Annotated in this window: 14 protein-coding genes and 2 pseudogenes; 14 read left to right on the top strand and 2 right to left on the bottom strand. The window is 61.0% G+C overall.

Going from position 1 to position 13,632, the window contains the following annotated elements:
• The first annotated feature begins 11 nt into the window (after positions 1 to 11).
• Entirely contained in the window at positions 12 to 917 is a 906-nt protein-coding gene (locus bpln_RS34880; RefSeq protein ID WP_082465567.1) for a LysR family transcriptional regulator, read from the top strand.
• 371 nt (positions 918 to 1,288) lie between these two features.
• Here bpln_RS34880 and bpln_RS33070 read toward each other — a convergent pair whose 3' ends face one another.
• Both bpln_RS33070 and bpln_RS34875 read right to left on the bottom strand, forming a co-directional pair.
• Positions 1,289 to 2,056, bottom strand: a complete 768-nt coding sequence (locus tag bpln_RS33070) for a GH12 family glycosyl hydrolase domain-containing protein (protein WP_055141390.1) — start codon at positions 2,054 to 2,056, stop codon at positions 1,289 to 1,291.
• 298 nt (positions 2,057 to 2,354) lie between these two features.
• Positions 2,355 to 2,664 (bottom strand): annotated as a pseudogene (locus tag bpln_RS34875) (IS110 family transposase); the annotation flags it as partial.
• Positions 2,665 to 2,994: 330 nt separating this feature from the next.
• Between bpln_RS34875 and bpln_RS33060 the strand changes: the two are divergent.
• The 13 genes and pseudogenes from bpln_RS33060 to bpln_RS36505 all read left to right on the top strand — a co-directional run bounded on the left by bpln_RS33060 (position 2,995) and on the right by bpln_RS36505 (position 13,432).
• Complete coding sequence (locus bpln_RS33060; RefSeq protein ID WP_055141388.1) at positions 2,995 to 3,267, top strand: hypothetical protein; 273 nt, start codon at positions 2,995 to 2,997, stop codon at positions 3,265 to 3,267.
• Positions 3,268 to 3,280: 13 nt separating this feature from the next.
• Positions 3,281 to 3,604, top strand: coding sequence for a hypothetical protein (locus bpln_RS33055; protein ID WP_055141387.1), 324 nt, complete (start codon positions 3,281 to 3,283; stop codon positions 3,602 to 3,604).
• Between the two features lie 377 nt (positions 3,605 to 3,981).
• Positions 3,982 to 4,644: a helix-turn-helix domain-containing protein gene (locus bpln_RS33050; RefSeq protein WP_055141386.1), complete on the top strand. Its 663-nt coding sequence runs from the start codon at positions 3,982 to 3,984 to the stop codon at positions 4,642 to 4,644.
• A gap of 11 nt (positions 4,645 to 4,655) precedes the next feature.
• Positions 4,656 to 5,744, top strand: coding sequence for a hypothetical protein (locus bpln_RS33045; protein WP_055141385.1), 1,089 nt, complete (start codon positions 4,656 to 4,658; stop codon positions 5,742 to 5,744).
• A 50-nt stretch (positions 5,745 to 5,794) separates the two neighbouring features.
• Positions 5,795 to 6,112, top strand: a complete 318-nt coding sequence (locus tag bpln_RS33040) for a hypothetical protein (protein ID WP_055141384.1) — start codon at positions 5,795 to 5,797, stop codon at positions 6,110 to 6,112.
• Positions 6,113 to 6,114: 2 nt separating this feature from the next.
• Positions 6,115 to 6,495: a hypothetical protein gene (locus bpln_RS33035; RefSeq protein WP_082465566.1), complete on the top strand. Its 381-nt coding sequence runs from the start codon at positions 6,115 to 6,117 to the stop codon at positions 6,493 to 6,495.
• Positions 6,492 to 8,315, top strand: a complete 1,824-nt coding sequence (locus tag bpln_RS33030; protein ID WP_055141383.1) for a site-specific integrase — start codon at positions 6,492 to 6,494, stop codon at positions 8,313 to 8,315. The genes bpln_RS33035 and bpln_RS33030 overlap by 4 nt, the downstream gene beginning before the upstream one ends.
• A 40-nt stretch (positions 8,316 to 8,355) precedes the next feature.
• Positions 8,356 to 8,565 carry a hypothetical protein gene (locus bpln_RS33025; RefSeq protein ID WP_055141382.1) on the top strand — a complete coding sequence of 70 codons (210 nt, stop codon included), beginning with the start codon at positions 8,356 to 8,358 and terminating at the stop codon, positions 8,563 to 8,565.
• Positions 8,566 to 8,645: 80 nt separating this feature from the next.
• A complete protein-coding gene (locus bpln_RS38540; protein ID WP_148654292.1) occupies positions 8,646 to 8,852 on the top strand; it encodes a hypothetical protein in 207 nt (68 codons plus the stop codon).
• 135 nt (positions 8,853 to 8,987) lie between these two features.
• Positions 8,988 to 9,351, top strand: a pseudogene (locus bpln_RS38360) (DDE-type integrase/transposase/recombinase); the annotation flags it as partial.
• Positions 9,352 to 9,870: 519 nt separating this feature from the next.
• Positions 9,871 to 10,971: a hypothetical protein gene (locus bpln_RS36515; protein ID WP_148654291.1), complete on the top strand. Its 1,101-nt coding sequence runs from the start codon at positions 9,871 to 9,873 to the stop codon at positions 10,969 to 10,971.
• 1,386 nt (positions 10,972 to 12,357) lie between these two features.
• Entirely contained in the window at positions 12,358 to 12,642 is a 285-nt protein-coding gene (locus tag bpln_RS36510) for a hypothetical protein (RefSeq protein WP_148654290.1), read from the top strand.
• Between the two features lie 256 nt (positions 12,643 to 12,898).
• A complete protein-coding gene (locus tag bpln_RS36505; RefSeq protein WP_148654289.1) occupies positions 12,899 to 13,432 on the top strand; it encodes a hypothetical protein in 534 nt (177 codons plus the stop codon).
• The last annotated feature ends 200 nt before the right edge of the window (positions 13,433 to 13,632 follow it).

The following is a 13,632-nucleotide window of genomic DNA, read 5'->3' as shown; positions in this document are numbered from 1 at the left end:
CTGGTATTGCCATGGATAATTTGCGTAGCCTCGACCTGAACCTTTTGCGCACGCTCAATGTATTGCTTGAGGAGCACAACGTGAGCCGGGCGGCCGAGCGTCTCAATCTGTCTCAGCCGTCTGTCAGCGTCCACCTATCGAAGCTTAGAAGAGTCTTCAAGGATCCTCTGCTTTTGCCCGGACCCCGCGGTATGCGACCAACGGCGAGGGCCGACTCGCTGCGGGAGTCGCTTTCCATGGCCTTGGCGGCCTTGAACGAAGTCATGTCACCGTTACAGCCGTTTGACCCGTACACCGCAGCCCTAACTTGGAAGATTGCAGCGACGGATTATAGTGAAACTACAGTACTCCTACCCATGCTTCCAAGGCTGCGTAAATTTGCGCCGAATACCCGCATTAGCGTTACGCAGATAGCGTCGCGTCTCATCGCCAGACAGTGCGAAATAGGTGAAGTTGACCTGGCATTCCATACTGCGGACGAAGCGCCTGAGGGGTTACGCCGGAAGACCTTGTTTCAGGAAAAGTATGTCTTGGTCGGACGGCCTGATCATCCGCGTCTCAAGCGGAGAATTACCGTGTCGCAGTTTTGCAAACTGGATCATGTAATCGTGTCACCGGATGGAGGGGGATTTGTCGGCATCACTGATATGACTTTGGCACAGCTTGGTTTGAAGAGGCGAGTTGTACTTTCAGTGCCACATTTCACCTTCGTACAAGACGTGTTGTCGCGTACGGACTTGGTTGCGATGCTCCCATCGCGATTGCTCAACGGCGAATCCAGATTGCGATCGATCGCGCCACCGGTCGAGGTTCCCGGGTACGAAATGGTAATGCTGTGGCACGAGCGGTCACATCGCGACCTTTCGCATCAATGGTTACGGGAGCTTATCGGCTCGAGCATTAAGGGGGACGATTAGCAGGTGCGGAGAGGTGACGACTGAGAAAGGTTCCGTTGTCCTGCGCCCGCTTGGCGGCGTAAATCGATCGATAACCGGCTCCCACTGTCTCGGTTCTCCCGTCATCCGAACAACCTGACAATACTGGACGAGGTCACCCAGCAGAATGCCGCGCTGGTAGAGCAGTCCTCCGCGGCCGCTGCCTCGCTCGATGAGCAGGCGGCACGCTTGAGGACGGCCATCTCGGCGTTTGGGCTGACGGCAGGCGCTGCGGCCAAAGTCAGTGCGGATGTCGTCATCCTGGCGGCCCGGTGTCGGCGGCCACCGCGCCGACTTCCTGGCCGAGCCGATGACACTTCGCGCACGCTGCCGGCCGCGCGCCGGTGCATCGACTAGCGTGCCGAGGCACTGAAACTGCTGACGTTCACGGAGCCGTTTGCGCCGTTGCTCTGGATCACCTCGACGCCGAACTGGGTGTTCAGCGTGTACCAGTTTGGGTTAAGCCAGCCCTTGGTATAGGCGAGGTAATAGACAAAGGGCTGGAGGTTGCCGCTGAAGTCGGTGGTCTGCGCGGTGCGCACGAAGCTCCATACCGGCCAGCCGTTGCTGCCCTGGTAGACGTCCCAGGTGCCGTCTATGCCGCCTAGCGTCACGCCTGACGCCACCCGGTTGCCGGCCGGCTGGTTGCCCGAGTAAGCAAGCCAGACCATCATCTCGCCCGAGGGCGAGCCGGGGTTGTTCGAGGGCGAGAAGAACAGGTCGTAGGCGGCGTCATACTGGTTGTTTCCGCTCATGCTGTAGCTGACATGGGTGGGTAGGGGCGCCTGGGCTGACACTTGGACCGGGAAGCCGCCAGTGTCGGGCGACCAGGCCCCCATCTGCCAGCCGCGGTAAATGCTCGGGTAGGACTTGATCCCGCCGCTGCCGGTGGCCCACCACCAGGTGGACGACCAACTGTTGCTCGCGGCGCTGCCGGTGCAGGCCTGCTGCCAACCGCCGGGGTCATTGGCCAGGCCCCATTCGTCGTTCTGGATCGTGTAGCTGCCTTGTGCGAGTGAACCGTATTGCGTCGAGATGCAGCTTTGCGCCGAGGCGGTGCCGCCGAACAGGATCGACAGGGGCAGCAACCACAGGATGCGGGGCGACGGATTCAGTAGCATGGACGATCTCCACAAGAATGGTTTATGGCGGATTCGGTTGGCGAGCCGGCAAGCAGACCAGACGTCCCTAAAAATGTATTCGATGGCGCCGGTTCGCTGTCACATTGGCGGGTCGTGCTGTCCGGTTCGTGCTGGATCTCATGCGCCATCATTGGATTCGATCGAGGCGCGGTGTGCCTCGTTAGGTGTCGAGTTTATTTTGGTCTTCTTTGTTATCGATTATTCAATAACGTGCAACCGCCATGGATGAAAAATCCGCTTTCCGCGCTAAATATACGATGCTATATCGGTGTTCACAATAGGCCACGAGTACGCCTTCAGCGCGGGCGACGGCTACAGGAAGCGCACCGATGGTGGACGGCTGACCGACGCGAACAGCAGTCGACCGTGAGTCTTGAGTTCGGCGATGAGGGCGCGCAGCTTGGCCTCGTCGTTGGGTGGAGGCGTGTTGTAAAGGCGCTTACCGTTCCGATCGGGTGCCACCGCGTGATGATGGCATTTACCGACATCGACGCCGACAAAAACATCGATGGCGTCACGTTGTCTTGCGTCGAAGTTTATGCAGAGTGAACGGATTGGCCTGCAACAACGGAGGCAAGTCTCGGCATCCACGTTACGGACGGCGTCGGGATATCCCGGTCAAACCCCTATCAGCGATCACCAGCCACCCACCAGGCCCGGTGACAACACCCCTCGGATTGATGTCTCCGTTTTTTTTAGCAAAATAAGAGTGCCATTGGCGTATCTGGAATATCGCGAATTAGTTGAGTTTTATTAAAATCCATTTTTATTTAAGTATTGACAAAGGTTTCGCGATGCTAATAACTCGTATTATCGGCATTGCGTTTAATGCCCAAAAACGCCTATGGTACCGATTACACCTCGCCCGGCGCGGCCCGCCGGCCACCCCGCCTCGTCCAACCGACCCGCCGGCGACCATGACCGACCAACCCTGCCTGAGCTACGCCACCCTCCTGCGCAACACCGACCTGCTCCTGCAGGGCATCCTCGGCGGGCGCACCGCCCTCGCGACGGGCGAGGCCAGCCAACCGATGGCGCTCGGCGTGATCGCCCTGTTCGAAGCAATGGGCGACGAAGCCTTCTTGGCGCTCGATCCGGCCGCCTGCGCGACGTTCCGCCAGGATCTCGCCCGCCTGCGCGAGCGGGTTCGCGATCCCGACGACGCTGGCGTTCGCCCGCCGCGCGACTAAACGGGGAGCCTGCGTGACGCCCGCCACGTCGCTGACCTACGCGGACCTCGTTCAGGACACCGAGACGGCCATCCTCGAGCTGGCGCGCACGGCCGCGCTCGGGGTCATGCCGGCACAGCGCGAAGCCCTGCGCTCGCAAGCCATCGGCGCCTACGCGCTCTATGTCCGGCTTGCGCGGAGCCTCGCCGACGCGTCGCCAGACGGCGCCGTTACCGTACTGGCCGCGACGGTGGCCGCCGACTCGCGCCGGCTGTTCGAGTTGCTGCGACCCGAGCGCTGGAACGTCGCACCGCCCGATGCCCGAACCGATCTGCGCGGAGGCGCGCGTGAAAGTTGATCGACACTGCCCGCGGTGCCGGGCGCACGCCGACCATGCCGTCGCGACGCCCGCGACCGGCGACGAGGCGTCGCGAGATCTGCCGCCCCATCGCTGGCCGGCCAATAGCATCCCCCGTCGCGCGTGGATTCGCTGCGCGGCATGCGGGCATGCTCGGTGGACCAACCTCAGTCGCGCCGAGCGCGACATGCCGCCGATGGACGAACGACCGGGGCCAGTTCGCCGCTGGCCAGGAGACAACCCCTCGCGTGGTTAAGCCGCGTGTGGCGGGTTACCTGGCACGAGTCGCGGCCCCGGATCGGAATTCCTTGACACGTCTTTAGGACGTGCTAGGCTGACATAAACGTCTTTAAGACGGGTTCTGTCTAGGAGGTTTCATGTCGGTCTTGTACGTGTATCGCTGCCGGGCTTGCGGCCACCGCGGTCAGATCCATCACGCCGATGACAGCTACGACGGCGCCGCGGCCACCTGCGAGGCGTGCTACGAGCCGGTCGCGCTGGAGTGGGACGGGGGCGTGACGTTCGAAGTCGCCGGCGAACGTCACGCGCCCACCCCGGCTGAGATCAAGCACATGCGCGTGATTAACGGTCGCACGCAGGCTGACGTCGCCGAGCGCCTGGGCGTGCAACCGCGCCAGGTGCAGCGCTGGGAGGCCGGCGATGCGAAGATGCCGGCCGCTGCCTGGCAGCTGCTGCGTCGCGTGTGGGGGTTCCGCAGCTCGACGGACCTGGAGCGCGTGGCCCACCTCACGCGCGGCTGGGATACGCTGCGCGACGCCGAACGCGACACGATCGAGCGCGGCGACCTGGTCGAGCTGCAGCCCAAAACGGGGCCGCGCCTGCGCGCGAGCGTCAGCTACGTGGAGCCGCGCGACGACATTTACCAAGCGCTGGTCACGGAGTTCGTTCGCGCCGGCGACGTCGGCGACGAGTTCGACGGCTACTGCCTCGGCGAGCGCATCCAGTTCGGGCGCGCGAACGTGATCCACCTCGAGCAGCGCGCTCCGTCGCCGGCGCCGTTGGCCAACCCCACGCGCTGAGAGCCACCACGATGCGCCACGACTACGAATTGCAGACCGACGTGCTGGCCACCTTGGTCGCTAGCACCGAGGTACAGAAGAAGCACACCGCGCTGATCGCGATGTTTGCGGCGCGAACCGAGTTCCGCTCGGTCCGCCACGTCAAGACGCGCGACGAGTTTTCGTCGCAACCGAGTCGCGTGCTCGACGCGCACAACCAGGAAGTGGCGGCCGACTATCGAGCGTGGATCGACCTGCAGCTGGATCGGTTCGGCACGGCTGCGGCCGTCTGCGACGAGTTCGCGGAGAGCGGGTATCGGATGGCCGAGCGGGAACCCGTGCTGCACTATCTGATGTACGACAGGAGCCCGACCTCGACCGACCGGCAAAGCGACTTCATCCAGATCACGGTGTGGGAAGAGGACGAGTATGTTGAGCGCGAGATTTTTCCGCGCGCCGGCGCGTGGTATCGGCCCGATGCGCACGAGCTGCGTCATGGCCACACGGAGGGCAACCGATTCGAGCGGGCGCCCCTCGGCGAGCCGCGGTACCGGCTCGATCAGATCATCGACATCGCGATGTTTGTCGAGCAAGGCGAGGCAGTGTGGAGTGAGAACCACGGCCGGCAGGGCGATCGCCAGGTCCGCACCACCAACATGAGGACACGCGATGAACGCGTGCAGTCCATTCGCGAGATGACGCCCGGCTACGACCGTCAGCAATGGCGCGGCCGCCGGTTCTTCGACGACTGGTCCGCCTCGAGCGCCGGCCTGGCAGGCGAGCGGATCTGCACACGTTGGGTCTTCAAGACGTCCGACTACACCGCACCGAACGGGCGCCGGGATGTGGACTACATTCCCGCGTGGACGCATACGCAGAAAATAGCGGCGTTGCGGGACACGCATCGGCTCGATTGCTACGGCCTGTACGGGAAGCTCACGAAACTCGATGAGCAGGTCGGCACGCCCTTTGGGTGGTACTTCTATGGACTGCACGGCAACCTCGTGCTCAGTGGGCAAATGGAGCGCGTGCTCGAGGCGGCCGAAGACGGCCAGATCGTGCTTCCGGAACACGACTACCGCGTGCTGAAGCGCTGGGCCGAGGACAGCTATGGATTTTGATCGATCCGGCCGCAACCGAGATTGCAACGAAACAACCGAAGTGAGCGCGCATGAAGCCGGACCAAAGCAGTGATGAAGCGCTGACGCGTCTGGACGCCGCGAAAGCCATCTACCGCGCGGCGATCGACGCGCGCGCCTCGGACGCTGAAGGCGACGGCTGGTGGTCAGGTGTCGCCGACGAGCTGGCGGATGTCGTGGTGGCGCCGTCCATTGGGAGCGCGGCGGCCGTCATCGACTGGTGGCATCAGGAGTGGTCGAGTGTGACCGACTCGGCCAGAGCCGCGGCAGCACGAATTCGAAGCGCAGCGCATCGGCGCCCGGTGGCACGCCGTAGTTTGCTCGTCGACACACCCATCCACGAGGCATGACCATGACATCGAGCAGCCTGTCGTCGCCGGCGAACGCTCAGCCGGTCGGCGCTACGGATTCCCAGCAAGCGGACCTGTACGCGCCCCGCATCGAGGCGGGCGGCATCGTCTTCCATCTGCGCCTGGCTGGCGGCCATCGCGTGGAACACATCGGTATCCCGTTCGAGTTTCGCGGCCGCGTGTTCGCGATCCACCGCGCGCCGCTGCTCGGCGTGATGCAGGCGTCGCGCTACGACGTCGCGGACGCCGCCACGGGCTGGTCGATTGCCGGGCTTCGCGGCGAGACGATCGACCAGGCGCGCGCCGTCGCGCTCGAGGCCTTCGGGCGCCTGACGCCCGCCGAGTGGCAGCGCAAGTTTCGAGAGATGGCCAAGCGATCATGACGAACCGCGTTCAGCAACTCGAGCTGCCGGCGCCCCGCACCTACAGCCGAACCGAGTTCACGGCCCTGCGTGCGCGTGTAAAAGGGGTGCCGACGGCGACCATCGCGCGGCTCTATTTCGACCGCGAGACGACGCCCTACGCGGATGCCCCGCACGAGCTGGACGCGCTGCTGCGCACGATGCGCGACGACCTGGTCTCGCTCGCGCTGCGCGAGGGCTCGAGCGTGCTGAAACAGCACCTGCAGGAGAGCATCCGCAAGCACGGCGAGCCGCGTCTGACGCCCGTGTCGCTGCACATGATCGAACAAGCGGCCGGCGCCTGGGCTGCGGCCAAGCCCGTCGGCGAGCACGAGATCGGCCGCTGGTTTCGGCCGCTCGTGGCCGAGCGCCTGGCAGGGGAGGGTATCCGGACCCTCGCCGAGCTGGTCGCCTACTGCAATCGCCGCGGCGGGAGCTGGTGGCGATCGGTGCCCCGGATCGGTCTCACGCGCGCCCGCGTGCTCGTGGCGTGGCTGCGCCGCCATGCTGAGACGATCGGCGCCACAGTTGACCGTGACGTCGAGGCCGCGGACCCGCTCGCGCCGGCCGCCGAGGTGCTGGCGCCCTCGCGCGCGCAGCTGGTGCCGCTCGAGCGCATCGCCATCCCGCCCGAGATGTCGGGGCAGCGGGGCTTGAACCGCCACACCGAGTTTTCGTTCGTGCGGGCGAACCACGATCTGGATGCGATCGCGGCCTACCTGAACCGCTACACGGACGCGCCCAACACGCTGCGCAGCTACCGGCGCGAACTTGAACGCCTGCTGCTCTGGTGCGTGGTCGAGCGCGGCACCGCGCTGTCGTCGCTCAGAGTGGAGGACTGCGATGCCTTCAAGGCGTTTCTCGCGAGCCCGTCGGCCGCGTTCTGCGGGCCACGTGCCGCGCGCGGCTCGCGCCGCTGGCGCCCGTTCAGCGACGAGCCGATGTCGCTCGACAGTCAGCGGTACGCGATCCGCACGATCCGGGCCGCGTTCGACTGGCTGGTGCGCATTCGCTACCTGGCGGGCAACCCCTGGGCGGCCGTGACCGATCCGCGCCCCGTCAAGCGCGCGGCGCTGCTGCGCGTCGACCGCGCGCTGCCGCTCGACCTGTGGACGCGGGTCCGCGCCGAGATCGCCAGCTGGAGCGAGAGCCCGTCACCCGAGGCCGCCCGCTGGCGCGCGGCCCGGGCGCTGTTGCTCCTGATGGGCGACTCCGGCCTGCGCGTGTCGGAAGCGGCCGCGGCGAGCCGCGGGCAGCTGGCCTGGCTGGCCGGCGACGGCGAGGTGCCGGCGACGTGGTGGCTGCAGGTGATCGGCAAGGGCAGGAAGGAGCGATTCGTCGCGGTCTCGGACGCGTGCGTGGCCGCGCTGCGCGCGCATTGGGTCGACCGTGGCCGCCAGTTCGACAGTGACCAGGCGGCCGGCGCCTTGCTCGCCCCGCTGGTGATCCCGCAGACACTGCGGGCACAAACGAAGTTTGAGTCTGGCGCGGCGGGCGCCGACGCGGCAGGCTATTCGGTGCGCGGCGCGGCGACCCTGGTCGCGTGGGTACTCAAGCGCCTGCAGGTGACGATGGGCGATCTGAGCGAGCCCGAGCGCCGCCAGCTGGCGCGCACGAGCCCACATAGTCTTCGCCACACGTTCGGCACGCAGTCGGTGGCCAGCGGCATGACGCTCGACGTCGTCCAGCAGCTGCTCGGCCACGCGTCGCTGCAAACCACGTCCGTCTACGTCACGGCCGAGCAGCGCCGGCAACGCATCGAGGCGGCGAAGTTTCACGCCGGGATCGCTCGCGAGCGGTAGAGGGCTCCCTCGCAACGGATCGGCTTTTCCTGACTCGCCTATGGCTACATACTTTCTCTCGCGTCAAACCGCCGTGGCCTTGATTCTCAAGCGCCTAGACTCGCTCGCCCCGGACGGCGAGACTGTGCCGCCGGTACCGACCGTCCGTATTGCGGAACTGGAGCAGATGCTGCGCGATGTGCGGTTGGGCCGCCAGGACGAATTCGTTCTGCCAGGAGAGCCGCCGATGCGGGTCGTCGTCACGACTTGAGGTGCGGGTAGCGACACGCTATTAATTCGGACATCCATGTATTGAATGCTTTCAGCCGTTGATCAACCACTGAATTGCCCATGAAAACAGAGCACTTCAAGGCAGTCGACGCGGCCGGGAACTCCTACGATGTCATCGTGAAAAGACGAGAGCTATCTCCGGGTCCTCCGCCGGTCTACGGCATTCCAGAATTCAAACTTTTGGATGGCGGTAGCCTCGTGCTGGCCGGCCGCGGTTTGCGCAAACTGAAAATCCTCCAAACCGGGGTCGTGATCACGATCATCTAGCCATTGCGGAGCGCGCTTGTGACGCGACAGCAATCGGCGGCCGGTGAGCAGCTGCTCGGCCGTGCGTCGCTGCAAATCACGTCCGTCTACGTCACGGCCGCGCAGTGCCGGCAGCGCGTCGAGGCGGCGAAGTTTCACGCCGGATGGCGGGCGCGCGGCAACAGTCAGGCAAACAATGACGTGCTGGAGCAGCGACATCGTTGCCGCCGCCAAGCGGCTGATGCGCAAGCTGCTCAAGTGCCACGGCCGCCCGCGCGTGATGATGACCGACAAGCTTCGCGTCTGGACGTCGAGCACCGGTAGCACAGGGGCAGAACAACCGAACCGAGAATTCGCACCAGCCCACCCGCATCCGCGAGAAGGTCATGCGGGGTTCAAATTGGCACGTCAGTTGCTGCGACTCGCCTCGGTCCACGCCCAGGCTTCGGACTTGTTCATGGGTTGCCGTTACCATCGCGATGTGCAACAGAAACGAGTGGCCCAGCCTCAGGCGACGTAGCTCTGGGAAAGGGCATCCTGTGCCCGCTTATAAATCGATTGATAACCGGCTCCCACTGTCTTGGTTCGCGCGTCATCCGAAGAACCCGACGATACCCGTCGGAATGCACGACTACGTGTCGGACAGCGAGGCGCGGGCCGACGTCCACGGAGAGACTTGGCGCTGGTGAAGCCAGCCCAGCCCTTCACGTTATCTCAAGCGTCATTATGTGTTAAGGGCGGCGACCTCGCACGTCTTGTGGTCGTCCCTTCAAGCCATGTCCTCGCGGGCGGCCAGGCCCGCAAAATTTTGAGTGGCACTGACAGGCGCTGATCGAATAGTGCAAGCATGCACGGTTGGCCATTCTGAAGGCCGTAAAACGCATAGCGTTGTCTGCCGCATTCTCCACTTCGATTCATTGTGTTGAATTTCTTTTTTTTATTAAAAAGATCGGCTACTTTGACCGCGTAATGCGGCAATATCCACAGTTGCTGTAAAAATCCCTCCATGAGCCAATCGACCCAAGAAGGATAGTCAACAATGGAAAACCTAGCCATCACGGACGCTATCGTTAACGATACCGAGTATCTCTATTCCTTCACACTCCACCGCGCGGACACTGAGCCGGATTGGAAACCCCTAACGCTGTCTCTGTTAAGCATAAATTATGCAGTTATGGGCGCACTTCCCTTTCCGGACTCCAGCAAGATACCGCTTTTCGGGCTGTCAATGGGAATCTTTGGGGTCGCATACACCGTCGCGACGTGGCTGGATCCACAAATATTCGGCACTGGCGGTGCCGCCGGTATCCTATCTCCTGGTCGAAGCGTACCTAATGAAACGGTTTCGATTTGGTCGAACAACGCCCTTGCGTTAATGCGTATGCGGATTGACCCTCACGATTCCACTATCGTAGTTCTCGAACGCATAAAAGGAATTTCTGCGCATGATAGTGGACATTTGTATCTTTCAAGAATGCTTAAAGAAAGAGACTGGAAGCCGGTGCTACAGTTATCTGCTGACGCCCCACTTTCATTGGTGACTAATTCTCTATTTTGGGTGCCAGGTTTTCACCCAAATAATGAAGCCACTGGCTCGGCTGAGCGTGGTGTTAATCTCATAAAATACAATTCTGGGGATTGGTTTAGATATCCGCAAGGTATCGAAAACAACCGCGTTCTTCAATATTCATTTAACGATTGGACCAAGAATCTTGAACTCAGGTTCGACAAAAATTTCGACGGCGCCTTTATTGCTGCTCCAACGCCGCGATCGATCCTGCCTGCGCCGCAGGGTGCGGGGCAATATGATGAGACGGCCGTGGTCGAATATACCAAATCGATAAGTGAGCGCTGTTTGATTCTTCGCCTTAAGGGTTACATCATCACTGACGTGAATGATGGCGAACAGAAGAACCTGTCCGGTGGTTCTGCGGGCGGGCAATTAGATGTGCTGACGCGCATTAAAGACGATTCCCCATACAATGCCTATTCTTGGGGTGGACCCGGTCAAGTGGTTAATGGGTATCGATCGTTCACAGCGATGAATATTGTTCGTGCGCCGGCTGCATTCCAACAGCGCATGTTTGTGTATATTCCGGTGAGCTCCGAGGAGCCGTTTTTACGGCAGCGGCGCGTCTGAATCCGCAGCATCCGGTGGTGCGCTGAACGCGCGAATTTAATCAAATCTATGTGGATTTTAACTGCTGGCGCTCATCCTCTTCCGGCGCCAGCGGTAAGAATCGAAGTACCTCGGTTGGGCGCCACTGGCGCGCGGCGCTTGTTGATGGCGCGCGCCGGGGCCGATTTGGTGAAGCGCGCTCGCAAAAACGGCCTCGGTGCTCACCCGTTACGAGGACCTGGCCCGTCTGCTGGGCTCTGTTTTCGACGAGCGCCAGCAAGGGGTTGGCTGCCCAGCTGACTCGACGGCGCTAGTTGATTGCCATGCTCGGATCCGAGCGGCAGTGGCTGCTAACGACGCCTGAGCCGTCTGCGTCCCAGTTTGCACGCCAACATTGTCTCCATTCAGGCCCAACTCGACGGCGTCGACGCTGGGATAAGCTGGCCGCGTGAGCGAGCATTCGAGCGAACTCGACCGATTGCAGCGAGCGCGTGGCGGAATCCAGCCGGTCTGGAGTGCGGACTGCTTGATCGTTCAACTGCACAAACTTGGCAGGATCGATCGGTGCCATCTCACAACACTCATGGGCGTCCCTCCGGTTGACAGCGCTTTGGGAAAAGGACGCCGATGTATGCAGGGGGGGGGCTTCGAGATTCGCCGCGTGCTTTACCTAGACGCGCCCATCGCGACGCACCGTACCCGTCCATGAGGTCTTCGATTAACGCGGTCGCCTGCATACGCAAGCTCCTGGCCATGCTCAATGCCATGGCCTACTCCAACATCCCTTCGACAATTCGCTTCGTCTGGCGTGATCGAGGACATGGTTAATCAGCGTATCGCTTCTGTCCCGGAGCTGCCCGCTTCCTTGTATTAACGGTTACCACTCCCGTCTGAATGATTACGGCTAGATATTTCCCTTGGTTTCTATGGCCTCGACGCGCGTGGATGTGTTGCGGCATGCGCCGCACGCTAGCGTCCGCACATGAACGGAATCCTGCTGCGTGCGAGCGATTCATCTATTTAGATGGTCGTAATCGAAAGCTGCGCGAAGATAACGGTTCTCGTTTCAATGGCTAGTTCTCGTTGTTATATCATTTGCGCCAGTCGGAGCAATTTCTTGGAACAATAGGCGTTTTTGTTCCACCGACCGATGCTATCGCAAGTCCAAAGATGTCTATGCGCTCGGCTCTTTCGAGTTTTCATTTTGTGAGCTTCACAGCATCGAGGGGATGGTGTCAGAATGGTCAAATTGAAAAATGCCAGATAGATGGAAAATCACAATACTTAGCAACTCAATCGATAAGAATTGTTAAGTTGATTTGAACTATAGTGAAGGGTGGAGATATGGCTGCTGTCCGATAGGGCATGCCGTGATCAGGTGATTAAAAATTATTTTTCGGAGGGATCGTGACTATTACAGTGCGCAATAAGGCTGACGTTGACATCGCGATAGATTTTGTTTTGTACCCGCAGCCGTTGGCGCCGCGTGCTCTTGAAATAAAACGGGACGATTACAGAGGTTATTCCAATGAAGATCCTAAGGGAGTGTTGATGGTAATCTACCGAGACACGGCTGACTTGTCGAATTATGTTCTCTACTACATAAGGGCGAACAGCAGCATCGTTGTCCATCCATACAAAGTAACCGAAGACGATCGGACACTGGTGCCCGCTACTGACAATTCCAACTGATTTGGCATCCGGTGCGACAGAGGCTTTAGTAGATCAAGCAGTCGAATGCGACCCGCTCGGAGCCGTCAGAGCGCCGATACGTTTCGTCGGTCGCTTATAAGCTGGGTCTGGTCCATGAGGTAGCAACGCTCCGGAATTTCGAAGGCAGTTCGCTTTATCAATGATTTTCAGAAAAAGCCGGTCAATTGGTTTCTGGGATTGAATGGTTTGATCACTCGATTTTTGAGTAATAATTTTTAAAACTAAGGAGAAATATATGATTGGCGATGACGTGCTTGCGCGAGCCATCAAGATCGAAAATTTGGATAGTTCAGTTGAGTATTATGTTATCAATCACGGATTCGGGGCCTATTTGAAGCTCGGGCAGCACACGGATTCCTATGGCGATCGGGAGGCCTATATTCATGAGGGTGACCGAGGTGGAGATGATAGTCGATATCGCTGGACGGTTACTCATGATCAAGGCGACGGTACTGTATCGTTCCTGAACAACTCCAGATATGGGGGCTTTCTTTTTCAAGGTAACCAAACAGACAGCGATGGCGACCGTAAAATATGGGGGCACAACGCAGGTCATATTGATGGATCGAAAGGCGATCGTTACAAATTCCAACTTTTTCAGGTGAGCGACACGGATAGTTACGGGAATGTCTTTTATTTGCGCACCAAAGATGGCCACTACGTAAAGGGTGCCAACTCGAAAGGCAGTGGTGACGACCGTGGGGTGTTTGCACAGCCGAACTCCAATGAAAATGACCGGTTTAAATGGGTCATCATCCCGGTCAGTTGATTTTGCCTTGGTCTGCCGCGTGCGCAGTTGCGCCCGCGCCGAAGCGCGTGCTCGAGCGCATTGAGCGCGGGCTGCTGCAGCCGATGGGGCGGCTGGACGATGACGACCGGCTTCGGCGCCAGGCGTGCGAGCACGGGCGCCAGCAGCCGCAGTTCACCGATGCCGGGCTGTTGTGCCAGCAGCTCAACGAGGCAACCAGC

This window comes from Burkholderia plantarii, assembly GCF_001411805.1.
In the GTDB taxonomy this organism is placed as follows: domain Bacteria; phylum Pseudomonadota; class Gammaproteobacteria; order Burkholderiales; family Burkholderiaceae; genus Burkholderia; species Burkholderia plantarii.
Note: the sequence above shows the minus strand (reverse complement) of the source record. Positions and strands in the feature narration are given on the sequence as shown.